17 protein-coding genes are annotated in these 24,056 nt (G+C 68.7%); 9 read left to right on the forward strand and 8 right to left on the reverse strand.

Going from position 1 to position 24,056, the window contains the following annotated elements; genetic code table 11:
- Window positions 1–2 precede the first annotated feature (2 nt).
- The 4 genes from OHB56_RS16380 to OHB56_RS16395 all read right to left on the reverse strand — a co-directional run bounded on the left by OHB56_RS16380 (window position 3) and on the right by OHB56_RS16395 (window position 5,423).
- Entirely contained in the window at window positions 3–407 is a 405-nt protein-coding gene (locus OHB56_RS16380) for a hypothetical protein (protein WP_406354075.1), read from the reverse strand.
- A 368-nt stretch (window positions 408–775) separates the two neighbouring features.
- Complete coding sequence (locus OHB56_RS16385; protein ID WP_406354077.1) at window positions 776–1,546, reverse strand: YidC/Oxa1 family membrane protein insertase; 771 nt, start codon at window positions 1,544–1,546, stop codon at window positions 776–778.
- 119 nt (window positions 1,547–1,665) lie between these two features.
- Window positions 1,666–2,001 (reverse strand): DUF6412 domain-containing protein, encoded by a 336-nt coding sequence (locus OHB56_RS16390; protein ID WP_406359100.1) that lies wholly within the window; start codon window positions 1,999–2,001, stop codon window positions 1,666–1,668.
- Between the two features lie 224 nt (window positions 2,002–2,225).
- Window positions 2,226–5,423 carry an alpha-L-rhamnosidase gene (locus OHB56_RS16395; protein ID WP_406354078.1) on the reverse strand — a complete coding sequence of 1,066 codons (3,198 nt, stop codon included), beginning with the start codon at window positions 5,421–5,423 and terminating at the stop codon, window positions 2,226–2,228.
- 335 nt (window positions 5,424–5,758) lie between these two features.
- On the opposite strand from OHB56_RS16395, the gene OHB56_RS16400 reads away from it, so the two are divergent.
- Entirely contained in the window at window positions 5,759–6,769 is a 1,011-nt protein-coding gene (locus OHB56_RS16400; RefSeq protein WP_406354079.1) for an SEC-C metal-binding domain-containing protein, read from the forward strand.
- A gap of 1,316 nt (window positions 6,770–8,085) precedes the next feature.
- On the opposite strand, the gene OHB56_RS16405 is transcribed toward OHB56_RS16400, so the two are convergent.
- From OHB56_RS16405 to OHB56_RS16415, 3 genes are all read right to left on the reverse strand, one after another.
- On the reverse strand, window positions 8,086–8,754 hold the full coding sequence (locus OHB56_RS16405; protein ID WP_406354081.1) for a hypothetical protein: 669 nt from the start codon (window positions 8,752–8,754) through the stop codon (window positions 8,086–8,088).
- Window positions 8,755–9,311: 557 nt separating this feature from the next.
- On the reverse strand, window positions 9,312–10,181 hold the full coding sequence (locus tag OHB56_RS16410) for a hypothetical protein (protein WP_406354083.1): 870 nt from the start codon (window positions 10,179–10,181) through the stop codon (window positions 9,312–9,314).
- A 496-nt stretch (window positions 10,182–10,677) separates the two neighbouring features.
- Window positions 10,678–11,439 (reverse strand): IclR family transcriptional regulator, encoded by a 762-nt coding sequence (locus tag OHB56_RS16415; protein WP_406354085.1) that lies wholly within the window; start codon window positions 11,437–11,439, stop codon window positions 10,678–10,680.
- 249 nt (window positions 11,440–11,688) lie between these two features.
- Here OHB56_RS16415 and OHB56_RS16420 point away from each other — a divergent pair, with 249 nt between their 5' ends.
- The 3 genes from OHB56_RS16420 to OHB56_RS16430 all read left to right on the forward strand — a co-directional run bounded on the left by OHB56_RS16420 (window position 11,689) and on the right by OHB56_RS16430 (window position 15,320).
- Window positions 11,689–13,041, forward strand: coding sequence for an MFS transporter (locus tag OHB56_RS16420; RefSeq protein WP_406354087.1), 1,353 nt, complete (start codon window positions 11,689–11,691; stop codon window positions 13,039–13,041).
- Window positions 13,042–13,119: 78 nt separating this feature from the next.
- Window positions 13,120–13,698: a nuclear transport factor 2 family protein gene (locus OHB56_RS16425; protein WP_406354089.1), complete on the forward strand. Its 579-nt coding sequence runs from the start codon at window positions 13,120–13,122 to the stop codon at window positions 13,696–13,698.
- Between the two features lie 269 nt (window positions 13,699–13,967).
- Window positions 13,968–15,320 (forward strand): S28 family serine protease, encoded by a 1,353-nt coding sequence (locus OHB56_RS16430; protein ID WP_406354091.1) that lies wholly within the window; start codon window positions 13,968–13,970, stop codon window positions 15,318–15,320.
- A gap of 163 nt (window positions 15,321–15,483) precedes the next feature.
- Here the strand turns inward: OHB56_RS16430 and OHB56_RS16435 are convergent, their stop codons facing one another.
- Window positions 15,484–16,551 (reverse strand): protein kinase family protein, encoded by a 1,068-nt coding sequence (locus OHB56_RS16435; RefSeq protein ID WP_406354093.1) that lies wholly within the window; start codon window positions 16,549–16,551, stop codon window positions 15,484–15,486.
- Between the two features lie 559 nt (window positions 16,552–17,110).
- Here OHB56_RS16435 and OHB56_RS16440 point away from each other — a divergent pair.
- From OHB56_RS16440 to OHB56_RS16460, 5 genes are all read left to right on the forward strand, one after another.
- Window positions 17,111–17,509 (forward strand): signal peptidase I, encoded by a 399-nt coding sequence (locus OHB56_RS16440; RefSeq protein WP_406359102.1) that lies wholly within the window; start codon window positions 17,111–17,113, stop codon window positions 17,507–17,509.
- Between the two features lie 539 nt (window positions 17,510–18,048).
- Entirely contained in the window at window positions 18,049–19,602 is a 1,554-nt protein-coding gene (locus OHB56_RS16445; protein ID WP_406354094.1) for an ATP-binding protein, read from the forward strand.
- A 53-nt stretch (window positions 19,603–19,655) separates the two neighbouring features.
- Entirely contained in the window at window positions 19,656–22,601 is a 2,946-nt protein-coding gene (locus OHB56_RS16450) for a Z1 domain-containing protein (RefSeq protein WP_406354096.1), read from the forward strand.
- A 53-nt stretch (window positions 22,602–22,654) separates the two neighbouring features.
- A complete protein-coding gene (locus tag OHB56_RS16455) occupies window positions 22,655–23,056 on the forward strand; it encodes a very short patch repair endonuclease (protein WP_406354097.1) in 402 nt (133 codons plus the stop codon).
- Window positions 23,053–24,048 (forward strand): DNA cytosine methyltransferase, encoded by a 996-nt coding sequence (locus OHB56_RS16460; protein ID WP_406354099.1) that lies wholly within the window; start codon window positions 23,053–23,055, stop codon window positions 24,046–24,048. The genes OHB56_RS16455 and OHB56_RS16460 overlap by 4 nt, the downstream gene beginning before the upstream one ends.
- Window positions 24,049–24,056: the final 8 nt, after the last annotated feature.

Here is a 24,056-nt window from a genome sequence, read left to right on the forward strand (position 1 = left end):
GTTCAGGCGCGCCAGATCAGCACGATCAGGCTGAAGAACGCCAACAGGCCCACCGGAACCAGGAAGGGGGAGACACCGGGCCGGCGGGAAGCCGAACGGGACAGGGCGGCGATGATCCTGGCGTTCGCGAGGGCCGCCGACAGCCAGAACACCGTCCACAACGGTTCGAACAGCCAGGCGGGCGACTCGTGGTAGAAGTTGTAGCCCAACAGCCACTCCTCGACGTGGCTCAGGGAGATCATCACGAACACCACGAACGTCCAGGGCATACAGAGGATGACGGTCAGGAACCGCACCGTCCAGTCGGAGTACACCAGGCCGAGGCTCCCGGCCGAGGCCCAGATCGCCAGAACGGCGACGATGCCGAGGTAGACCCGTGAGGTCCGGTCGCTTGTCGCATCCTCCATGACACGACGGATTTTCACTGCGCCGGTCACCGGCAGTCCCTTACTCATACTCAAGATGATCCCCTGGAGGCCACCCGGTGCCGGGTGGCCCCCAGGGCCGCTCAACGGTTTTCGGTGGACGCCCTGGCCACCAGATGTGCCGTCTCAGGTTGCCGGCCGGCTTGCTCCAGGTGTTGTGCGCACCCTTTCACTCCGCTGATGAAGTCTCCACGTCTCCGGAGAGCACAGGATCGGCGGTACCGGAAGGCGGCGGTCGGCATCCGTGAGAAGCCGCCACCATGACCCTTTCACGTACTGAACCGTCCCTCCACGGCCGGCCGTCCTTCACCGCGGGCCCGTCTCCGCGGACCCACGCCTCCACGAGCGCGTCACCGGTGGAGCGCGGCCCGTTCCACCACGCCCCACGCCATGCTGGTGACCACGTACAGCGCGGCGGCCAGCGGCACCACGGCCACGGTGACGAGCGTGAAGAACGACAGGAACGGCATCACCTTGGCCACGGCCCCCATCCCGGGCACCGCGACGGGTTCTGCGGCGCCCCTGCCAGTGCCGCTCCCACTGCCACTACTGCTACCGGCACCCGCACCCGCGCCGGTCAAGGCCGCGTTCGCCGCCATCGACCGCTTGGTCAGCCGGTAACTGAAGGCGGCGACCGCCACGACGACCGCGAACAGCCCTGCGTACACGAGCCCCGCCCCGCCGAGCGGCCCCCCGTCCCCCAGTGCGTCGGCCCACCGGCCGCCCAGCGGCGCGGTGAACAGCTCATGGCCGAGCAACTCGTTGGGCCGCCCGCCGATCGTGGTGTTCGAGAACAGGGAGAACAGGAGGAAGAAGGCGGGCAGTTGGAAGAGGCTGGGCAGGATTCCGGCCAGCGGCGACACCTTCTCCCGGGTGTGCAGGTCGAGGAGGGCCCGCTGAAGCTTCTCGGGGTTGCGGCCGTGCCGGCGTCGCAACTCGGCGATCCTCGGCTGGAGTCGGGCCCTCGCCTTCTGTCCGCGCGCCGCGGCCCGGGACAGGGGGTGGACGAGGAGGCGTACGAGCGCGGTGAACAGGACGATCGCGGCGGCTGCCGCGGAGAGGCCGAACAGCGGCTGGAGCAGGTCGGCCAGTTGCTCGACCAGGCTGGCGAAGACGGACATGGGTGAGCCCTCCGAGGGTCTCGTCGTGCCGGAGGCCCCGGGCGTACCGGGACGGGAGAGAGGGATGACGGCATGACGACCCACGCAGGGCGTGGTGGACGAAGGTGAGAACGGGTGCCCTACGCGACGGTCGCCGGGAGGGCGTGTCCGGGAGCTCTGGGGCGGGTGCGGCCTCTGGCGTCGGGGTCGCGCTGCGGCAGGAAGGCGGTCCGCCGGTCGCGGTCGCGGATGGCGGTACGCACCAGGGTGGGCGGCACGACGGGCGCGCTGCGCGCGAGGACGACGGCGCACACGGTGAGCGTGGCGGCGGCCGCGGTGGTCGCGGCGAGCGCGACGGTGCCGGAGAGTCCGGAGAGGCCGCCGGTGACCGGCAGCAGGAGCAGGACGACCTGAAGCAGCGGGAGCAGCACGGCGGCCGTGGCGAAGGCGGCGCGCGCGTCGCCGTGACCGGGCATCGCGTTGCGTAGCGCGGTACGGATCACCGACGCCCCCTTCCCTTCGCCTCGCGCCCGGTCGGAACCAGCACGATCCGGCCCTGCCCACCATCCCAACGTCCGGGACCGGCACAACAGTTCCGCACGGTTCCGCGAAGTTCGCAGGAGTTGTGTCCGCCGTCCGCCCTCCCGGTCCCGACCGTGCGGACCGGGAGGGCGAACCGGGAGGGCGAACCGCACCGCTGTCACACGGTGAACCGGTGGCTTCCCGATCCCACCTCGAAGACGGCGAAGCCGTTCTCCGCACGCACGAAGGTTCCGTGGGTGTGCTTGACGCGGTCGGGGTGGTCCGTCGGGATCCACACCTCGGCGGTGGTGTTCGCCGGCACGCCGCACGACAGCCGGAAGCCGCCGGACCGTTGCTCCCACGCGGTGGACACCGGGCCGTAGAGGGAGGTGAAGGTCGCCCGGGCGGAGGTGACCTCGCCGCCCGGGCGCGGGCGGATGACGATCTGCCGGTAGCCCGCCCGGCCCGGGGCGATGCCCGCGATGTTGGCGTACATCCACTCCCCCACCGAGCCGTAGGCGTAGTGGTTGAAGGAGTTCATGCCCGGGGACTGGAACTCGCCGTCCGGCTGGAGGGAGTCCCAGCGCTCCCACATGGTGGTCGCGCCCTTGTCCATCTGGAAACCCCAGCTCGGGAAGGTGCGCTGGTGCAGCAGGCGGTAGGCGACCTCGGTGTGGCCGGTGTCGGTGAGGACGGGCAGCAGGCGCGGGGTGCCGAGGAATCCGGTCGACAGGTGCCAGTCCCGTGCTTCGATCAGGGCGACGAGGCGGTCGGCCGCGGCCTTGCGCAGGGCGTCCGGGACCAGGTTCATGGACAGGGCGAGGACGTAGGCGGTCTGGGTGTCTCCCTTCACCCTGCCGTCGGCCGTCACGTACGCCGTCTCGAACGCGGTGCGTACGCGTGCGTGGAGGTCGGCGTAGGGTGCGGGATCCTTCCCCAGTTCCGTCGCGATCCGTGCCGCGAGGTCGGCGCTGTGCGCGAAGTAGGCGGTGGCGATGACGTCCTTGGGCGTCTCGTCGGACACGTTCAGCCAGTCGCCGTATCCCGCGGCCGGGCGCAGCAGGCCGGTGCTGTTCTTCTCCAGGTGACGCAGCCAGGCCTGGACGGACGGCCAGGCGTCCTCGAGGACCTGCCGGTCGCCGTATGTCCCGTACAGGGCCCACGGGACCGTGACCCCCGCGTCTCCCCAGCCCGCGACGCCCTTGCCGATGTCGCCGACCTGCGGGGCCACGTCCGTGAACGCGCCGTCGGACGCCTGTGCGTCGCGGAGATCGACCAGCCACTTGGTGAGGAAGCGGGCGGACTCCATCGTGTAGGTGGCCGTGGGTGCGAAGACGTTGATGTCGCCGGTCCATCCCAGTCGTTCGTCACGGGCCGGCGTGTCCGTCGGGATGGAGAGGAAGTTGCCGCGCTGCCCCCACGTGATGTTGCGGTGCAGCTGGTTGAGCATCGGCACGTCGGTCTCGAAGGTGAGCGTGAAGGGTGCGGAGGTGTGCATGACCCGCCCGGTCACAGCCGACGCCGGCGGCGTGCCGGGGAATCCGGTCACCTCGACGTAGCGGAAGCCGTGGAAGGTGAAGCGCGGCTCGTAGACCTCCGTGCCGGTCCCCTTCAGGATGTAGGTGTCCGTCGCGGCGGCCGACCGCAGGTTGGCGGTGTAGAGGGTGCCGTCGGGGTTGAGGACCTCGCCGTGCCGCAGCCGCACCGCGGTGCCCGCCTTGCCCGACACACGCAGCCGTACCGAGCCGACCATGTTCTGGCCGAGGTCGAAGATGAAGACGCCCGGCTTGGGTTCGGTGACCTTCTGGGCGCGGAGTTCCTTCTCGATGCGTACGGGGCCGTCCACCTGCGCGACGATCCGCGGCGGGGCGGCGGCGCCGGTGCCGCGTACCGGCGCCCAGGCTCCGTCGTCGAATCCGGGCGAGGTCCACCCGGCCGTCTCCTTGCGGGCGTCGTAGGTCTCGCCCGCCAGCAGGTCGGCGGAGACGATCGGGCCCGGGGCGGCACGCCAGTCGGGCCCGGTGACGATGCGCTCGCTCGTCCCGTCGGCGTACTCGACCTCCAACTGCGCCAGCAGTCCCGGGTGTTCCCCGTACTGGTGCGGTCCGAACCAGCAGAGGTTGCCCGCGTACCAGCCATGGGCGAGGTGGACGCCGAGGGCGTTGGCTCCCGGGCGGAGCGCGTCGGTCACGTCGTAGGTCTGGTACTGCACGCGCTTGTTGTAGTCGGTCCAGCCGGGCGCCAGTTGATCGTTGCCCACCCGCTTGCCGTTGAGGTGGGGTTCGTACACGCCGAGGGCCGTGGCGTACAGGCGGGCGCGTCCGACCTTCTTGCGCGGCAGCTTGAACTCGTGGCGGAGCTGGTGGGCCGCGAACAGCACCGGCACGACCTTGCCCCACGGCCCGGCGCCCCAGGCGGCGGCCACCCTGGCGGCCTGCCACCCGGTGTCGTCGAAGTCCTGCTCGCGCCAGTCGCCGGCCGGCTCCCGGTCGGTGGACCTCCACGCGCCGTCGGTGACGATCCTGCGCTCGCCGGAGGCCGTGGTCAGGGCGAGTACGCCGACGAGGCCGGCGGGGCCGACCGTGCGGTTGGTCGCGGAGACGGCCAGGACGTTCGTGCCGGGGCGTACGTGCGCGAGAACGTCGACGACGTCCGGGCGGCGCCATCTCGAGTCGTCCGTGTCCAGGGCGGTGCTCGCCACTTCGGCGCCGTTGACGGAGGCGACGTAGGCGTCGTCCGCGCTGAGCACCAGTGTGGCCGCGGTAATGGCGTCGGGGAGGTCGACGGTCAGACGGAACCACCGGGTGTCCGCCGGAACGCTCTGCGTCGGTTCGCCCTCGGGGAACCAGATCCACGAACTGCCTTCCAGGGAAGGGGGTTCCGTGAGGGAGGCGGGAGCGGATATCCACCGCGCGGACCACTCGGCCTCGTCCATCAGGCCGGTCTCCCACCAGGACGGCGCGCTCCACGGCGAGACGGCTCCGCCGGCGTCCCAGACGCGCACCGACCAGTGGTACCGCGTACGCGGCTCGAGCCGGGGCCCGTCGTAGGAGACGAGAACGGACTCGGCCGAGGCGACCTTGCCGCTGTCCCACACGTCCGGGCGGGACAGGCGGGCGACGCTCGACGCGATGCGCACCTGGTAGGCGCTCTGCCGTTGCCCCGGTGCGGTCGCGGTCAACGGCCAGCTCAGACGCGGTCGGGCCGCGTCCAGGCCCAGGGGATGGCGCACGTACTCGACGGTCGGAGAGGTCACCCGTAAGGCGCTCCCTCCCTTACGGGCGGCGGAGGGCGCGGCCATCGCCGGCGCCGCTCCCGCGGCCACGGCTCCCACCGTGGCCACGGCGCTCGCGAGAATGTTCCTTCTACTGATCACAGCGGCTCCATCGGAGAGAGGGTGCGTCGTAGAGGGTCGCAATCGAAGGTGAATCGATTCATGCGAACGTAAAGGGAACACGAGACACCGTCAATAAGCGTGCGCAGCTTTTCGTAAGACCCGTTGAGTAAACGATGGAAATAATGAGGATGGCCCGATTCAGCCAGGTCTAGAGAATTGAACCCTTTCAAGATGATCAAGAATGATGGTGCCGGCGACGGAAACGGCGCCCGAATGCCCCCTCCCCACCGACCTCCTCGACGGGTACGGGCACCGGCTCCGGCACATCGGCACCGTCTCCTCACCTGTCACCGGTCGGCAGTACGGTGTCATCCATGCGCCCCGACACGCCCGCCGAAAACGTCGACCACACCGCCGAAGCGGCACGCCTGGAGCGGACCGCCGGTCTCTATCCCGAGGACGCCGAAGCCCTGCTGCTCCGGGCCGCCGCCCATCTCGAGCTCTCCGGCGACCGCCCCGCCGCGGCCGCCCTCTACGACCGGCTGCTGGCCTCCGACGCGGAGCTGGAGAGCCCGTACCTGGTCCGCGCCCTGAAGGCCTCGAACCTCTGGGAGTACGGCCACGAGGCGGAGGCCCGCGCCATCATCGACGGCATCCTCACAGCGGCCCCGCGCGACGCGGCCCCCTGGGTGATCGTCGCGGAGTCCCTGGAGGCCCACGACGAGCTGGAGCAGGCGCACGAGACGTTCACGGAGGCGGTGCGCCTGCTGCTCACCGACGTGTCGGAGCCCCCGGCTCCCGCCCACCCGCTCCTCTTCGGCCGCCACCGCGTGCGCAGGATGCTGGGCGCGGCGCACGACGAGTGGGACGCCCTGGCGGACTCCGTCCACACCCTGCCCATCACCCTGGACGAGCTCCACGACCCGAAGCGCGTCTGGTCGCTGGGCTCGGAGAACCCGGCGGAGCTGGAGGCGGAGATCTCCCGTCTGCGAGCGGAAGTGGGCGCGTACCGGACGGCCCTGTCCCGCCCCTTCCCCGTGGCGGTCCTCCACTGGCCGGCGGACGAACTGACCGAGCTCCTGGAGGCGTATCCCTCCCTCGCCGCCGAGTACCCGTCGCACGCGGAGCACCTGGCCGCGATAGAGGCAGCCCTGCGCGAACTGGCCTCCTCGGGCACCCCCAACCTGGGCACCGTCCCCGGCACCGTCCCCTCGTACGAGGCCTTCGCCGCCTCCGAGGGCACCACCCCCGACGACGCCGACCTCCTCCCCCAGTACGCGACCACCCTGGCGGCCCGGGGCCGCGCCCTGCCCTGGCCCCCGCAACGGTCGGCCCCCTGCTGGTGCGGCTCGGACCGCCCGTACGGGGAGTGCCACGGCGCGTGAGCGACGGGCGGCCGGGGCGACAGCCCCGCCCCGACCGGCAAAGAACCCGACGACCCTCGTGAGGGATCGGGTCCAGGGCTGTCCCGTCAGCCACGGTGGGCCGGCGCGCGGCGTCGGATGCGGTGCATCGCAAGGCTCAGGAGCGTCCGCGTACCGGATGTACGCGGACGCTCCGACCACGGCCTTGGTACTGGTGGGCTCGCGTATTCAACTGTCGCCAGTTCTCGGATCCGACTCACGCGTCCGCTACGTTGAGTGACTGTGAGGGTGGTGTCACAGAGGCAACCGCCTGTGGCTTAGGTTCTGTCCGGCCGGTCTTGGGCTGTGGGAGGATGCCGTCTATGGCTTGCATCCGAAGGGGCCGTGCCGCGTAGAACACCAGCTTCACTTCGGCTGCAGGAACGTGGCTGGGGAAGACCCTGGGTGCGGTATCGCGATGTCCCAGGTCTGTCGGGGGCGGCGAATGCCGCCGTCCGTGTGCTCGAACGGGAGCGATTGTCTCCGGGCATCGTGTCAGCAGCGCTGAGCGTGTGGTCCGTGCGCGTCCACGGCACCAAGCGCCGGTGGAGGCAGTGGGAGGCTGAGTTCACCTGCCCGTGCTGCGGGGAGGGCTGGGCCCGGGACAAGCTGCAAGAGGCTCTGTTCATGCTGCCACCAAGGGCCGCCGCCGAACTCCGAGTGCAGATCGAGCGCCTGGACGTGGTGCTCCTCGGACGAACGCATCAGGAGCCGATGGCAGATACGGAGTTGGCGTGGTGGCATCGCAGGTGCTGACCGTATCCATGTCGTCCACTGATTCGTTGGCCGTTGTATGACCGGTCGGGGATGTGACAGAGCCGGAGCTGCAGCGTCTGTAGCCTCTTGCCGACGAGCAACAACCGCTGCGGGCGCGGCCTCGGTACTGATGGACTCTCGTATTCAACTATCACCAGATCCCCGAGGAACCCAACCCGCCGGTGCCCGTGTATGAGCACCAGCGGCGTATCGGCTCCATGTCCCGCCGGTCTCCTTGAGTAGGCGACTGGTGGTCTTGTTGTGGTTGCCGAGGGCGTCCGCGACAACGGGAGCGGGCATCTCAAGGAGTTCGGCCTCGGTACTGGTGCGCTCTCATATTCAACTGTCGCCAGTGCCCCGAGGAACCCAGCCCGCTGGTGACCGTGCTTGATCCCCGGGTGCGTATCGGCTCCATGTTCCGCCGGTCTCGGGGAATCACGCAAGATCGCCAGCGGGCTGGGCTCCTCGGGGAGCCGGCGACCGCTGAATACGAAGGTTCACCAGCAAGAACGTGCCGGTGGGCAGACGGATTGGCTCTCCTCTCAGTGGGCCTGCGGATAGCCGATTTCGGAGATGTCTTGGGCCAGGTCCGCCAGGGTGACCTCTACGTTCAACGACGACACGAGTTCCTGGTTCAGCGGCCGCAAGGCATACAGGTCACTCACCACTTCTAGATCCACAGAGACCTCGTAATAGTCCTCGGCGAAGCGCTGGAACGCTTCGGGTGAGCGGTCGACCAGTAGTTGGAACAGACCCGTCGCCCCATCAGGGTCGGCGCGGTTCGAGGGGAAGTCGATCGTGCCGTGGTGCCACTGATCATCCATCGCCTCCCGCCACAAGCAGACCGTCACGACGGGCACGCCGTCCTCGTCGGTGAACGCCGACTCCTCGACGAAGGGCTTGAAGACATCGGGAACGTCGTCGATCACTCCCGGCCAAGGCTCGCCATCCTGGCCATATGGGCTCATCGGCGATTCGTGGCCGAAGCCGCGGACATAGACCCCGGCCTCCGAGAACACGATGGAGTACTCGTCTCCTGACCCGTTGCGCATCGAGGCCATCTCCTCGCCTTCAGCCCAAGTGGCGTTGAAGGAGTAGTACCGGCTTTCCCAGTCCGGGCTCAGGATCGCGTCGAGCATCGCAAGCGAGCGGCACAAGTCCCGCAGGTCACCGGTGGCGGGAAGCTGTCGGGCTACGTCATAGACAGTCACGCGCTCATCCAACCGGATTCCTCTGACATCAACCCCACCCCTGCCAGACGTCACGGTCAGTAGCAGTTCCAGAGTCGGACGGGCCAACACGCGACAGTTGAATAGGCGAGCCCACCAGTACCAAGGCCGGAGAAGCCCGCGAGTTCGCGAAAACTGAAGGGTCCTCAGCGGGAACCCGAGGGTCTGTTGCCTGGATTCTGGGTTGTGGACCCTCGAGTTCGTGGTGAAGTCACGGTATCGGCTTCGGCGGACCGCTCAAGGAGCCGGCGTGCGGAGTTCGCGTAGCGGATCGCGGTCTTCTCGTCCAGTCCGGACACCTCGGCGAGGTGGGGCGGGTCGGGGCCGTGGACGAGTGCTTCTTCGAGCCGGCGGTCACGTGGAGCCGTTCCAGCGTGACGGTCTGGCCGCGAAGCGCCGCCGAGGCGGAGACACCGCTGATCGGGCCGGTCTCCAGCGCGGTCTGCGTGTTGATCAGCAGGTGCGGGCTGGGGGGTGTCGGGCCGGCGTCGGCGCCGGTGTTCCAGCCAGGCACCGACGGTTCGCCGTCGCGCCTCGAGTTACAGCAGGCGTGCGAGAGGCAGCGCCGCGATGTCGGGAGCGGGCCGGGAGACATACAGGTCGGTGTGGTAGTAGCCGTCCGCTTCCTTGTCTGCCGTGTGCAGTCCGTTCACAGCCAGGGCGTCGAACGCCGCGTACCGTTCGGCGCTGTCGGCGAAGCGCCGCTGCCGGAAGGTACGGGTGGGCAGTTTCTCCGTCACCAGGCCCGAGCGGGCGAGCAGATCGGCGATCGGCTGGTAGGGCACGGTGCGCAGCACGAACGCCGCGACCCACGGCGGGGTCGGCATGCAGTCGAGAAGCCTGGTGAAGGTCCGGGTGAAGACGTAGCCGACGCCGCCTGTGACGGTGATGAGGTCCGTGCCCGCCAGTGTGCGGCGCAGGGCGGGGCTCGGTTCGGTGACTTCGAGGTTCTCCGCGAAAGCGTGGTCGAGCAGGCCGACGGCGCGGGCGTATCCGACAGCCCGGGCTGCCGAGTCGATGCCTGTCGCCGTCGCGGCTTCCGGGCGGCAGCGCGCTGCGAAGAAGGTCCGGTCCTCGGCCGCGAGGTGCCGGGCCGGCAGGGCGGAGAGGTGGTGGGAGGTATACCGGGTGGACAGGTCCGCCAGAGTGACACGGTAGTTGAGGAGAGCTGTGTTGATCCCGTAGGAGCAGCACAGGTCCACCACGTTCAGTGGCGTCCGGTCGGGGTACAGCCGGCGCAGGGCATGGGCCAGTGCCCGGAAGACGGCCTGGCCATGGTGGGGTATCTGGTACTCGAGGGATCGCAGGGTCGCGAAGTACGGGCGGGGGTCGGGACAGTCATAGATGTCGTTGAAGTCCGCTTTGCCCCAGTCGGCATTCGCGGTGGTGTTGCTCGCTCCTGCTGCCATAGGCGGTCTCCTGACCTGCGTCGGCCGGCGGGAAAAACCCGATGGCCGCAGGGATACGGCCAGCGCCTGTGCGCTCGGCGGGCCGCGCCACGGTCCCACTCTGCCCTCTCCGGCGCCCGGCGGCAGCCTGGAGGAGCCGACAGGGCGATTACGGTCCGTGACCGGGGTCTTGGTGCAGCCGGGGCCGGCCGGGGCGGGGCAGGAGTGTGTGGCGTCCCGGTTCAGCTCCCGGTCCACGTCATCGAGGAAGAAGTGCCGCTCCAACCCGAGCCTCCTCGCCTTCGGCCGGACCGCAGATCGGTCGGACGAGATGAGAACGCTTCAAGAATCCCGAAATTACCTCACCGAACGGCAGAGCATGCGAAGGAGGAACAACCCCCTGGCTACAGGGGCAAGCATTCAACGGCGCTCAGGAGAACTCACGGAATGTCGCACACCACGCGGCGAGGTGCCGTAGCCGGCGTCGCGCGCCCGCCGGGGGTGACGGGGGCAGCCCTCAGTGCTGAAGCTTCGAGGTGAGTTTCGCCTGCATCTTCTGTGTCGCCTGACGCAGGGCTTGGGTGAGTGCCGTCTCGGACGGGGTGTCGGGGTCGTCGCGTGTGAAGCACAGACGTGCTTGCGGCCCCGAGATGGTGATGGCGATGGGCGGGTATCCCTGCGGGGTGGGGAGGGTCTGCGCGAGTGCCGCGATGCCGGGTTGGGTCTCCTCGATGTTGCGCGCGTAGCCGCGCTGCCGGACGTTCTCCAGTTCGGCTTCGAGGGCCGTGCGGGTCGGGGTGGTGGTCTTCGCCGCGTGCGGGAGCGGTTCGTTCGGGTAGATCCGGCGGAGCTGGTCGGTCGTGAGGGTGGCGAGGAGTGCGCGTCCGCAGGCCGCGGTGTGCGCGGGGAGGATCGTTCCCGCCCGGGCCTCGATGCGCATGTGGTGCTGTGAGGCGATGCCGTAGATGTAGCGCACCGCCTGCCCTTCGAGGACCGCGAACTCCACGGTCTCGCCGGTCGCCGCCTGCAGCTCGAGCAGGTCGTCCTGGACGAGGTGGGTGAAGTCCGTGTCGGCGTGGGCGGGGCGGGCACTGGTCATGGCCGGGCCGAGACGGTAGCCGGGGCCGTCGAGTGAGCGACGCATGAAGCCGTTCGCCTCGAGGGTGGCCAGGAGCCGGTGGGCGACGGAGGTCCCCACACCCAGTTCGTCGGCGGCACGGGCGAGGGTGACGACTGGCTCCTGCTGGGCCAGTGCAAGCAGTCGAAGTGCCCTGTCCACAGTTTGAAGAGTGTTCACGCCCCGATATTCCCACATACAGGGAATGATTGACTAGCCACTCCCTGATAGTGGATTCTCTCGATGTCCGCAGGCGAACGCACACTCGAACGGGTGTCTTTGCGTGGCGCGGACTCCTGGGCGCGAGATCACCCCCTTGCCCGCCCGTGGCGTAAGTGGCCGTTGAGGCGTGAACCGCCGGTCAGCTCGTGTGACGTGCCGCGCAGTGAGGACACCGAGGAGAGTGAAGCAATGAGAGTCAGTGGACTCGACGGGCAGGCCGAAGCGACTCAGCCGGACACGGCGCCGGAGGGCTCCGGGGGCCCGGAGGGCGGGAGCGGGACACCCACCGCCCGGCGCGCGGTCGTCAGCGGCGCGCTGGGTTCCGCACTGGAGTGGTTCGACTTCTCCGTGTACGGCGCGTTGTCGGCCACGGTGTTCCCCCAGCTGTTCTTCCCCGACCTCGCACCGGGCACCGCGCTGCTGGCCTCGTTCGCGACCTTCGGGGTCGGGCTGGTGGCACGGCCCCTGGGCGGCCTTGTGTTCGGCATGCTGGGCGACCGGCTCGGCCGCCGGAACGTCCTCATGTTCACGCTGCTGCTCATGGGCGCGGCATCGGTGCTGATCGGCCTGCTTCCGACCTATGCCACGGTGGGAATGGTGGCTCCGGCCGCGCTGGTGGTCCTGCGTTTCCTGCAGGGCTTCGCCCTGGGGGGCGAGCACACCGGGTCGCAGCTCATGGTGATGGAACACTCGCCGAGCCGGCGCCGCGGTGTCGCGGGTGCTCTGATGTCGGTGGGATCACCGATCAGTCAGGTACTCGCCACACTCACACTGACCGGACTCGCCGCGTGGCTCACCGAGGACCAGTTCACCAGCTGGGGCTGGCGGATTCCCTTCCTGATGAGCGTGGCGCTCATCGCCATCGGGTACTACATCCGGCACCGCGTCGAGGAGACTCCGGTCTTCCTCGCCAACGAGGGCAAGAGCGAGCAGCCGGCCCGCGGGCTGCTGAGGCAGCACCGGAAGACCGTGATGCTGCTGGTGCTCGCGTGGGCTGCGCCGGGAGCGCTGTACTACATCACCGTCACCTTCGCCATCAGCTACCTCACGGGCCAGCTCGGATTCGACAAGAGCTCCACCTTCGGGTTGATGGTCGTCGCGAACTCGATCTCCATCGGGGCCAGCCTGCTCGGCGGCTGGTCCAGCGACCGGATCGGACGCAAGCGCGTCCTCTTCACGGGTCTCGCGGTGCTGCTGGCCTTCCTCGTCCCGTTCTTCCTCATCCTCGACACGGGCAACTGGTGGATGGCCGCGCTCACCATCACGGGTGCGCTGTGCGGTGTGCAGTTCATGACCGGATGCCAGGGAGCCTTCTACGCCGAGGCGCTGCCGACCCCCGTCCGGTACACCGGATCGGCTCTCGGACTCACCGGCGGAAACATGCTGTTCGCCGCACCGGCGCCCCTGCTCGCGACGTGGCTGATGCAGATCTCGGACAACGGAACCCTGCTGATCACCGCCTACGGCCTGCTCACGATCCTGATATCCGCCGTGGCGATCCGCCTGCTCCCGGACCGTACCGGCCGGCCACTCGAGGCGTGACGGGGTCCGCACCCCGCCGCCGTACCTGCTCCCCCGTTCCCCTGTGTGCCCGAATCCCCCACCCGAGAGAGAGAAGCAATGACTGACGATGCGGCTCGCGCCGACAGCGTGGTGACCGAGGAGGACCTTCGCCTCCTGAGGGAACTGAAGGTCAAGGACCGGCTGCACGACCTCGAGGTCGCCTACTGCCGCGGGATCGACCGGCGTGACCCCGAGCTGCTGAAATCGATCTACTTCGAGGACGCCTTCGTCCGCCTGGGCGACATGAAGGAAGGCGGGGTGGACGAATGGGTGGACTGGATCATCGACGAGTTCAAGCCCCGGTTCGAGAACACCACCCACTACCTGCTGAACGAGTGGTACAAGGTGGACGGCAAGTCCGCCGAAGGTGAGACCCACCGCCTCTCGTACCACCGGTTCGGGGACCCGTCACGCGAACTGATCGCCGCCAGCCGCACCTTCAACCGGTACGAGGAGCGGGACGGCGTCTGGAAGATCACCTTCCGTGAGGTGATCCGGGACTGGATCCACGAACGCCCCGTGGACCGGGAGCTGTTCACCGGCGGGTTCGCGATGGAGATGAGCGAGCCCGGTCCCGCGGACAAGAGCTACGAGGTGCTCTCGATGTTCGGCCGCGGCCCGCTGCGGCCCGAGTGAACCCTGATTCCGTATCCGGCCACAGCCCCGCCGACCGCGGGACAGGCCCGGTGGGGGAGCCCCCACCGCCATGAGCACCGATGACCTCGCCCTTTTCCCCCGGGGGCGGGGTCATCGGCTTCCCGGCGCCACCATCCGCTCAGCCGTACCCCGGCCCTCCCCTCCGCCGTCTCCCTCCTGCGGGGGAGACGGCTCCCCCGCGCACGGGATCTTTCCGCCGCGTCCAACGGCTGTACTGGAGGCATCCGACGTCGAGGGAAGGACACCCGATGCACCTCTGGACGAGACGACGCCTGCTGCTCTCGACCGCCTCGGCGGCCTCGGCTGCCGGTCTCGCCGCAATGGCGTCCGCTCCCTCCCACGCCTTGACCGGGACGCCTCCCGCACCCGCCGACGACGACCTCGTGCGCCGTCTGGGCTCCCTGCCGGGTGTGCGGATCGTGGAGGAACGGCCCGGCGCAGAGCCGGGATACCGCTTCTTCGTGCTCGGGCTGCGCCAGCCGGTCGACCACACCGACCCCTCGGCCGGCACGTTCGAGCAGCGCCTCACCCTGCTCCACACATCCGCCGAGCGCCCCACCGTCCTGTTCACGACCGGCTACGCGGCCTCGCTCACGCCCCGGCGCACCGAACCGACCGTCCTCCTGGACGGCAACCAGCTCCACGTAGAACACCGCTACTTCGGCACCTCACGCCCCAGCGCCCACGACTACTCCCACCTGACCGTCCGTCAGGCCGCCGACGACCACCACCGCATCGTCCGCACCTTCCGCCGGCTCTACCCCGGAGCGTGGATCTCCACCGGCGGCAGCAAGGGCGGCATGGCGAGCGTGTACCACCGCCGCTTCCACCCCCACGACGTGGACGGCACCGTGGCCTACGCGGCCCCGAACAACGTCGACGACTGCGACGACTCCGCCTACCTCCGCTTCCTGGAGACCGTGGGCACGGCCGCCGACCGCGAGGCGATCAAAAACGCCCAGCGCCGGCTCCTGCTGCACCGCGCGGAGCTGGTCGCCCGCTACGAGGCCGCGACGACCGCCGCCGGGGACACCTTCCGCATCGTCGGCAGCGCCGACAAGGCGTTCGAGATCGCCGTGCTGCGCGTCCCCTTCATGTTCTGGCAGAACGGCGGCAGCGCGGCGGACCTCGCCGCCGTTCCCGGCCCGGACGCCACCGCCGACCAGCTGTACACCTGGCTGGACGACACGGCGGGCCTGGCCCTCTACGCCGACACGGTCGCCCGCGCGTACATCCCGTACTGGTACCAGCTCGGCACCGAGATGGGCTATCTCGACGTCCCCACCGCCCACCTGGACGGCCTGCTGCGCCACCCGGGCGCCATCGAGCCGCGCTCCTTCGTCCCCCGGGACATCCCCCTGCGCTTCGACCCGGACGCGATGCCGGACATCGACCGCTGGGTCCGCCGCAGCGGCACCCGCCTGCTGTTCGTCAACGGGACACAGGACCCGTCGACCGCCGAGCCCTTCCCGCCCGGCCGCCACGACTCCCGCGTCCTGTGGGTCCCCGGCGCCAACCACCACACCGCCATCGCCGACCTCCCCACCCTGGACCGCACCGAGGCCACCGCCATGCTCACCCGCTGGGCCGCCCGCGCCTGAGCAGCGGTCCTCGTCCCGGTCCCGCGGTCCCGCGTTCGTCGCAGAACCGCGGGACCGGGTGGCCGGGCGACCGGGACGAGGCCGGGGGGGCCGGGACGAGGCCGGGGGGGCCGGGACGAGGCCAGGGGACCGGGCCGTGCCCGAGCAAGGCCTCGGCGATCCGTCAGTCGAAGGACGCGCCGTACATGCAGCCCATCCGGCGGATCTCCTCCAGCGGGTAAGGGGTCTCCCTGCTCTCGCGCTCGAACGTGCGGAAGAAGTCCGCCATCACCGCGGTGAGCGGGGCGTGTCGGGCGAGGATCTCCGCGGCCTCCTCTGGGATTCCCGTGGGACGTTCGCCTTGCGCATACGCGCGCACCTGCGCCTCGCGGTCGTCCCTCCGGTATCCGTACAGGGCGGTGACCAGCCAGTTCACCAGGTAGCTGACCGAGTAGCAGCGGTCGTAGGTCCGATGCCGGTCGAAGAAGCCGGCCTCCTCCGGCGACAGTTCGAACCGGGAGGAGACCGCGAGCCCGTAGTCCGCGAAGAAAAGGCGTCGGCCGTCGGTCAGGATGTTCTCGAAGTGGACGTCGAAGTGCAGGAGGCCGCGGCTGTTCATGAACGAGGTCCCGGCTTCCAGCTCCCTCTCCACCATGGCGCAGGCCCGGTCGGCGGCCTCCCCGCCCGCGTCCATCCGCTCGCCCAGCCACTGGTGCAGATTCTGCGGGATGTACTCCAGGAACAGCGCGACACTCGCCGAGGACTGCTGGAGCGCCTCGATCCGGCGGCGCACCTGCGCCCCACCGCCCCAGTAGGCAACAGCCCGGTCGACGTCGGCCAGTTCCTCGGGCAGGGGCGTGGAATCCGGCAGTACCCGCCAGTGGTACATCAGGGGGAAGCCCCCGTACTCCCCCTCGATCACCCAGTTCGTCGTCATGGTGTGCACGGCGAGTTCCCGCCAGGCCCCGAAGCCCGGCGTGCCGATGGTGCCGATGCCGTACTGGCAGAAGGCCGGCAGCTCGAACAGGTTCGCCGTGGACCGGACGCCATCCGGTCGCCTCTCCAGATCGGTGAGGGGCACCCGCTTCACGAAGACCGGTGTTCCGGCGACCTCCAGCAGGGCCGACGTGCCGCCGATGCCGGAACCGAGCGGCGTGGCGCCCTCCACGAGCTCACGCAAGGCGCGGTCACTGCACCGGGCCAGGGTCGTGGAGACGGCACTATGGACGGCGCGACGCGCGTCAAACGACATGTCCGGGCACCTCAAGGCTGCCTCTCTTGGCCGTCGACCTCAGACCTCCGGTGGCTATGCGCTCCTGCCGAGCGTGACCGCAGCTCTGCGGCATGGCCTCGGAGCGGGTGAAGAGGGTCCAGAACGCGTGCGTGACGACAGACCTGAACACTCGCCCTCTTGCCGGCACTGTACGGGAAGAGCGACGCCATGATCAGGGGAATGCGATGTCCTTGCAGGCCCCCCTCCTCAGTTGGGAGGCGTTCGATCACCCCTATCGCCGACCGGTACTTGGTCGAGGCCGCCGCCCGCTGGGAGCACGACCTGCCGGGTGACCGGCTTCCCTGGAACGTGTGGGACGACGTGGATGCCCTGCACACCGAATGCGCGACGCGGCTGGTCCACCACGCCCCCTCACGGCTGCGGTCCCAGGACGTCCCCGAGGAACTCCTGCACCCGATACGACCGGCAGGCCTCACCGGCCCACCCGTCGGGAGGACCCGCACCGGTCTCACCGCAGCCACTGAGCCGACTTCACCACGTCGCCCGCCCGAAGTACCGATCGCGAGCACGAGAGCTGCTGTTAGCGTCCGGCCACGTGAAGGACGGCGGCGTGTACGTGGGCAACGCGGGCGAGGACGCAGCGCTGGACCGGGGATGGCTCCTGGGCCACTTCAAGGACGTCGGCGATCCGCGTCACAGCGAGGCAGTGGAGATCAAGTGGGGTGTCCACCCCCGCGGGGACGAGCGGCCGCAGTGGGTGAAGGGAGAGAAACGCACAGCTCTCCTGGTTCTCATCAGCGGCCGTTTCCGCGTGGAACTTCCCGACCGCAGCGTTCTCCTGGGACAACAGGGTGATTACGTCGTGTGGGGACGCGGAGTCGATCACTCATGGTTCGCGGAGGAGGAGTCGGTGGTGCTGACCGTCCGGTGGCCGTCCGTGCCCGGATACGCGGTGCCGAAGATGAGCCGGGCGTGACGGCACACCTGACCACGGAAGAGTGAGGGATACAGGGGCCAGGAGGCAGAAGCGCCCTGACAAGCACAGACCACCCAACTTTTCGGGCCGCTCCGGCAAAACTCCCGCTCGGGTCACGGTGCCGCTCTTCGGCTTTGATGAGCTGTAGCGGCGGCGAGGCAGGGGGCCTGATGACAGATCACTGACACGCCCTTCCGCCAAGACCCCGACTGCGAAAGCGTGACCGTATCTCCACGCGAGTGGTCACGCTTTCGCGGACCCCTCACCCGCACCACGCACTTCCGACCGGATCGGCCGACTACATCACAGAGCACGTGCCGGACTTCCCGTAACACGCCACACGCTCGCACAACCCGGGGCCCCTCTGCTCCCGTATGTTCCAGTCCAGCGCCCGCTCAACAGTTTTGGGACTAATCCCCCAACTTCACTACCCAACCGCCTTCATGTCCGACCTTTGCAGTACGGTCACACGAACCAGCCCGATCCCGAGGGCCGCCACTCACCGAGCAGGCCCAGGCCCGTGTATACGAGGACGCATAATGCCTTACGAGCCCGGCACCGTCTGGCAGTACGAGGTCCCCACGACCGGTAGCGCCCACCTGCCACCAGACGCCGGCTACGGCAAGGCTCTGACCAACCAGGGATACGGCTTCGAGGTCGCCATAGCCGACCTGATCGACAACTCGATCGATGCTGGCGCCGACAAGATCGTCGTGCACTTCCTGCGGGACGCCAAGCGCATCCTCACCTTGCTGGTGATCGACAACGGCAAGGGCATGGACGATGCCGACCTGGACGCCGCCATGACCGTGGGGCGGCGCCGCGACTACGGCGAGAGCGCCCTCGGCATGTACGGCACGGGCCTGAAAGCCGCCTCGCTGTCCCACGCGGCGTCCCTGACAGTGGTCAGCCGTACCAAGCGCAGCCGGACCGCAGGACGCCGTCTCACCGCGGAGGGCCTCGAAGACGGCTTCCGTTGCGACACCGTCGATCCGCGCTACGCGCAGGAACTCGTTGACCGCTACGACGGCGTCATCGAGTGGCACGGCACGATCGTGCGCTGGGATCAGGTGCGGGCCTTCGAAACGGTGACTGCCGGCCAGAGTGACCACTACCTGTCCAAGGCGATCGCCCGCCTGGAAACGCACCTCGGGCTCTACCTGCACAGGTTTCTCCAGAACGGCCTCAAGCTCGACATCGCCGTGTGGGACGTCAGCAGTGGCGAAGGGGCACTCGGCGAGGAAGTCGACCACATCGCCGTCGAGGCGCTGGACCCCTTCGGTTACAAAGTCCCGGGGAAGCCGCGCTACCCCCGTACGTTCACGGCCCCCGTGGAGGGCTTGGGGGACGTCGAACTGACCGCGCACGTCTGGCCCGCCAAGTCGAAGCAGGCCGGGTTCCGGCAGATCGGACCTCTCGCCGACCGTCAGGGGTTCTACTTCTACCGCAACGACCGTCTTGTCCAAGCCGGCGGCTGGAACGGTCTTCGCAACCCTGAAGGACACCTCGCTCTTGCCCGCGTGGCCGTCGACCTTCCGCCCCGTGAGAACAGCGTCCTGAGCCTTGACGTGAAGAAGGAGAGCGTCACCGTCACACCTGCCTTCACGCTCGGTGTCGAGAAAGCCGTGGACGCCTCCGGAAACACCTTTCACGGGTACATCGGCGACGCCGAGGTCACCTACCGGGAGGGCGCGAAGCGCACGGAGATCGTCCGCAAGCCCGTGACGCTCCCGGGTAAGGGGATAGACCCGAAGATCAAGCGGATCGTCAAGGAGGAGCTGCCCGAGAAGCCGGGGGAGGAGCCCATCTCGTTCACCTGGGTCTCACTTCCCGGCGACAAGTTCTTCGACCTCGACCGCGAGAACAACACCGTCCTCCTCAACAAGGCTTTCCGCAGCGACTTCAACGACGGCCGTCGCGGCGGAAGCAACGACGCCCCCGTCACGAAGACCTTGTTGTACCTGCTGCTCGAGGACTGCTTCGGTCTCGGACGCTGGGAGCGTGGCCGCCAGGACCGAGTGGACTACTGGAACACCATCCTTCTGGCGGCGGCAGGTACGCACCGCGACCGCCGTGTCCAGGCGACCGACTGATCCGGTACCGCTCTCGCTCCTGGCCCGCTCCGGCCCCTGACTGAGGACAAGAGATGACCGACACTTCCTCCGGTGTGCTCCTCGACATCCACACCTCCGCGCTGGCGGGGATGGGCAGCATGCCACGTCACTTCGAGCGCTGGGCAGCGCTCGCCGCGGACGAGTCCCACCCGGACGCGGACCTGGGCGAGGAATTGTTCCGCTCCCTTCTCATCGGTGGTGACGACGCACTGGCCGCTCTGTGGAGCCGCCACCTGACCGCCTGGGACTTCGCGGAGAACCCGCAGTGGGGAGCGGGCTCCCCGGCACGCACCGACGAACGGCGCGCGGTGGTCTACGAACGGCTCCGGTTCGGAAGTGAGCTGTGCAAGGTCCTGGACGAGGCCGTACCCGTGGCGAAGGTGCCCGGCGCAACGGTGATCACCCGGGAATTCATCCCGTGGTACACCCCTGAACGCGCGGCAGCCAGGTCCTTCTACTGGACGGCGTACGAGCGGAAGCTCCGCGACAAGGGCTGGCCCGAGACCGCCATCGCCGGCCTCGACCAGGCGAGCCGGGCAGTCGTCGAGCGCCTCGCCGATCCCGAACAGCCGGCGGCCCGCCAGGCGAAGGGCCTGGTCGTCGGCTACGTCCAGTCCGGCAAAACGGCGAACTTCACCGGCGTGGCCGCCAAGGCCATCGATGCCGGATACCGTCTCGTCATCGTCCTGGGAGGCACCCTCAACCTGCTGCGCGCCCAGACCCAGAGGCGCCTCGACATGGAGTTGATCGGCCAGGAGAACATTCTGCGGGGCGCGGATGTCACAGACGTGGACTCCCTGGTGGGTGTGGACTACGTGGGTGACGACGAGGACTGGCCGGAGTTCGTCCAGCACGGCGGCCGTCCCTCCACGCTCGGTGCGTTCGACATCGAGCGTCTGACGACACTCGACAACGACTACAAGAGCCTGGCCCAGGGCATCCGGGCCCTGGAGTTCAAGAAGCGCGCCCCCACCCGGCCGCTGTACGATCCGGCGAACCTTCACCACGCCGCAGCGCGGATCCTCGTGGTGAAGAAGAACAAGGCCGTCCTCACGAAGCTCATCAAGGACCTCAAGCAGATCCACGGGACCCTGGGGGAGCTGCCGACTCTCATCATCGACGACGAGTCCGACCAGGCCTCCGTGAACACCTCGGACCCGAAGAAGTGGGAACGGGGAAGCACCGAGCGCACGGCCATCAACGGCTTGATATCCAAACTCCTGGGACTGCTCCCGCGAGCCCAGTACATCGGCTACACCGCGACACCCTTCGCCAATGTCTTCATCGATCCCGGTGACGAGGAGGACATCTTCCCTCGCGACTTCCTGATCTCCCTCCCCCGTCCCACCGGTTACATGGGTGTTCAGGAGTTCCACGACCTGGACGCCGTCGACGGCGATGAGGGCGGGGCCGAGCAGAGGCACGTCCGTGGGATCTACGACTCCACGGGCGACCGCCTTCAGGAAGCCCTGGACGCCTTCGTCCTCACAGGCGCTCTGAAGTGCTACCGCGCCGCCCACGGCGTCTCCTCCGACTCGTTCCGGTACCACACGATGCTCGTGCACGAATCGGTCCGCATGGTCGAGCACACCGCGCTCGCCCTGCGCATCAACACCATGTGGCACAACGCCGCATACACGCACCCGGAGGGGCACGCACGCCTGGCCCGTCTCTTCGAGAAGGACTTCCGCCCCCACGCGGACGAAGCCGCGCTGCCCACCCCCTCGACATACGACGAACTGAAGCCGTACCTCAAAGATGCACGCCGCCTCATCAACCAGGGCGGCGGGCCCGTCATCGTCGTCAACGGAGACAGCGAACGCGACTACACCCAGCCCGACCTGGACTTCGATCGCACCCCGAACGTCTGGAAGATCCTGGTCGGCGGCACGAAGCTGTCCCGTGGCTTCACTGTCGAGGGTCTGACGATCACGTACTACCGTCGTACGACGCAGCAGGCCGACACCCTGATGCAGATGGGCCGATGGTTCGGCTTCCGCCACGGATACCGTGATCTTGTGCGGCTGTACATCGGCCGTGAGGAACAGCTCGGCAGGGGCCGCACCGCGAAAACGGTCGACCTGTACGAGGCCTTCGAGGCGATCTGCCTCGACGAGGAACTCTTCCGCGCCGAACTGGCCCGCTACGCCCCCCTGGTGAACGGCCGCCCCCAGGTCACCCCCGCCCAGATCCCGCCGCTGGTGGCCCAGCATCTGCCGTGGGTGAAGCCGTCGGCGCGGAACAAGATGTTCAACGCTCAGCTGGTGGAGGTGCGATCGCCGGGAGTCTGGGAAGAGCCCACGGCCTACCCTGAGGACCCTGACGCCCTGCGTCACAACACGGAGTGCTGGGAACCGGTTCTCGGGGCTCTGTCGCATGCTCCCGTCTCGCTCGGCGTGGTCGGCGGTCCGCAGTACGACGCGCGGGTGGGCATGGTGTCGCACCAGGACCTGCTCACGGTGCTGTGCGGCCTGCGCTGGTCCGTCCCGGGGCAGTTCTCGCCCCATCTGCAGTTCCTGCTGGACGCCGGGCAGGAATCGGGCACGATCGACGACTGGTTCGTGATCGCTCCGATGCAGACGTCCGCCCGTCGCAGCGAGGTGCGCATTCTGGGGCACGGCCCCTTCTCCCTGGCTCACCGCAAGCGTCGCCGAGGGTCTCTGTTCGGCGCGATCCGCGATCCCAAGCATGTCGCGGTTGCGAAGCGCCTGGCCGGGGCCTCGCACCTGACCGGAAACGCGACCGTCGAGCAGCACGTCCGTCCGCGTCGGGGTGCGCTGGTGCTCTATCCCGTGGTGGAATCCGAACCCCGGATCCTGTCCGACGGGTCGGTCGATCCGCGTGATCTGATCATGGCCTTCGCCTTCGTCGCCCCGCCGTCGACAGCGCGGGGTGACCGTGCCTTGGTACGGTTCCGCGCGATCGACTCGACCAAGGCAGAATCGGTGGTCATCGACCGTATCGACATGAGTTCGTGAGGCTCTCGGCGTTGAACAGCGTGACTCCTTCCTCTCCCGGTGTCTCGGCTCGTATGAGCAGGCAGGCGAGCAAGGACACGGGGGGCGAGTTGGCCGTGCGACGGCTGCTGCACGCGGCCGGGCTGCGCTATCGGGTGGAGTACCCGGTGCCCGGCATGGCCCGGCGCCGGCTCGACGTGGCGTTCACCCGGGCGAAGGTGGCCGTCCTGATCGACGGGTGCTTCTGGCACGGGTGCCCGGTGCACGCGACGCAGCCGAAGGCCAACGCGGAGTGGTGGCGCAAGAAGCTCGAACGGAACATGGCCCGCGACCGGGAGACGACCGAGCACCTGATCGCACAGGGGTGGACAGTGCTGCGTTTCTGGGAGCACGAGGCCCCTGAGGAAGTGGCCGCGCGGGTGGCGGCCACTGTGGAACAGCGGCGTGCAGAGCGCACGAGGGGGAGAAAAGGATGAGTGGTCTGACCTTTGTGGACGTGTGTTCCGGGGCGGGCGGGCTCGCTCTCGGACTGGAGCAGGCGGGGTTCGAGCCTCGTATGTTGCTGGACGACGACGAACTCGCCGTCAGCACGCTGCGGGCCAACCGACCGCACTGGAACGTGCTTCACGCCGACCTGCTGGATTTCGACCCGACCGAGTATCCCGAGAGCCACGACGTGGATCTCCTGTCGGCAGGCCTGCCACGAGTGAAGTCGAGCGCGACCGTCGGACGTCCGGATTCGCGTGCGGAGGAGCGGTTGCTGACGGCCACGATCTACCTCGTCCACGCGATCAGGCCCCGTGCGGTACTCATCGAGAACGTTCCCGATCTCGCGAACTCGGACGCCTACCAGCCCTTCCGTGATTTCGCCCGAGCCGAACTGGCCCACCTGGGGTACGAGTTCAGCTGGTTCGTCGTGAACGCAGTCGACTTCGGAGTTCCCCAGAACCGCAAGCAGGGCGTCCTGGTCGCCATCGAGCGACAGTGGGCCGCGGCGTTCCGGCCACCGTCACCGACTGTGCGGCAACCGGCGACGGTCGGTGCCGTTCTGGGGCCGTCCATGGCATCACGTGGTTGGCGGGACGCCGCCCGCTGGGCCGCACAAGCCGATCGACCGGCTCCGACCCTGGTCGGTGGCTCGAAGAACCGGGGCGGCGCGGACCTGGGGCCGACGGGAGCCAAGAACACCTGGGCGACCGTGGGTGTCAACGGTCACACCGTGGGCGACGAGGTTCCCGAAGCGGACTTCGTCTGGGATCCCGAACTCGGCAGGGACCACATGGTGAAGATCACGGCTGGACAGGCGGCACTATTGCAAGGGTTTCCCGAGACATGGGAGATCACCGGGCGCAAGACCTCCCGCTACCGCCAGATAGGCCACGCGACGCCTCCGCCCGTGGGGAGGGCGCTGGGGCGGGCTGTGGCCGCAGCGCTCGTTCGGGATCCATCAGTCCCCCCGGCCGGCTAGAATTCCGC

Origin of the sequence: Streptomyces sp. NBC_01635 (assembly GCF_045209715.1) — a bacterium.
In the GTDB taxonomy this organism is placed as follows: Bacteria; Actinomycetota; Actinomycetes; order Streptomycetales; family Streptomycetaceae; genus Streptomyces; species Streptomyces hirsutus.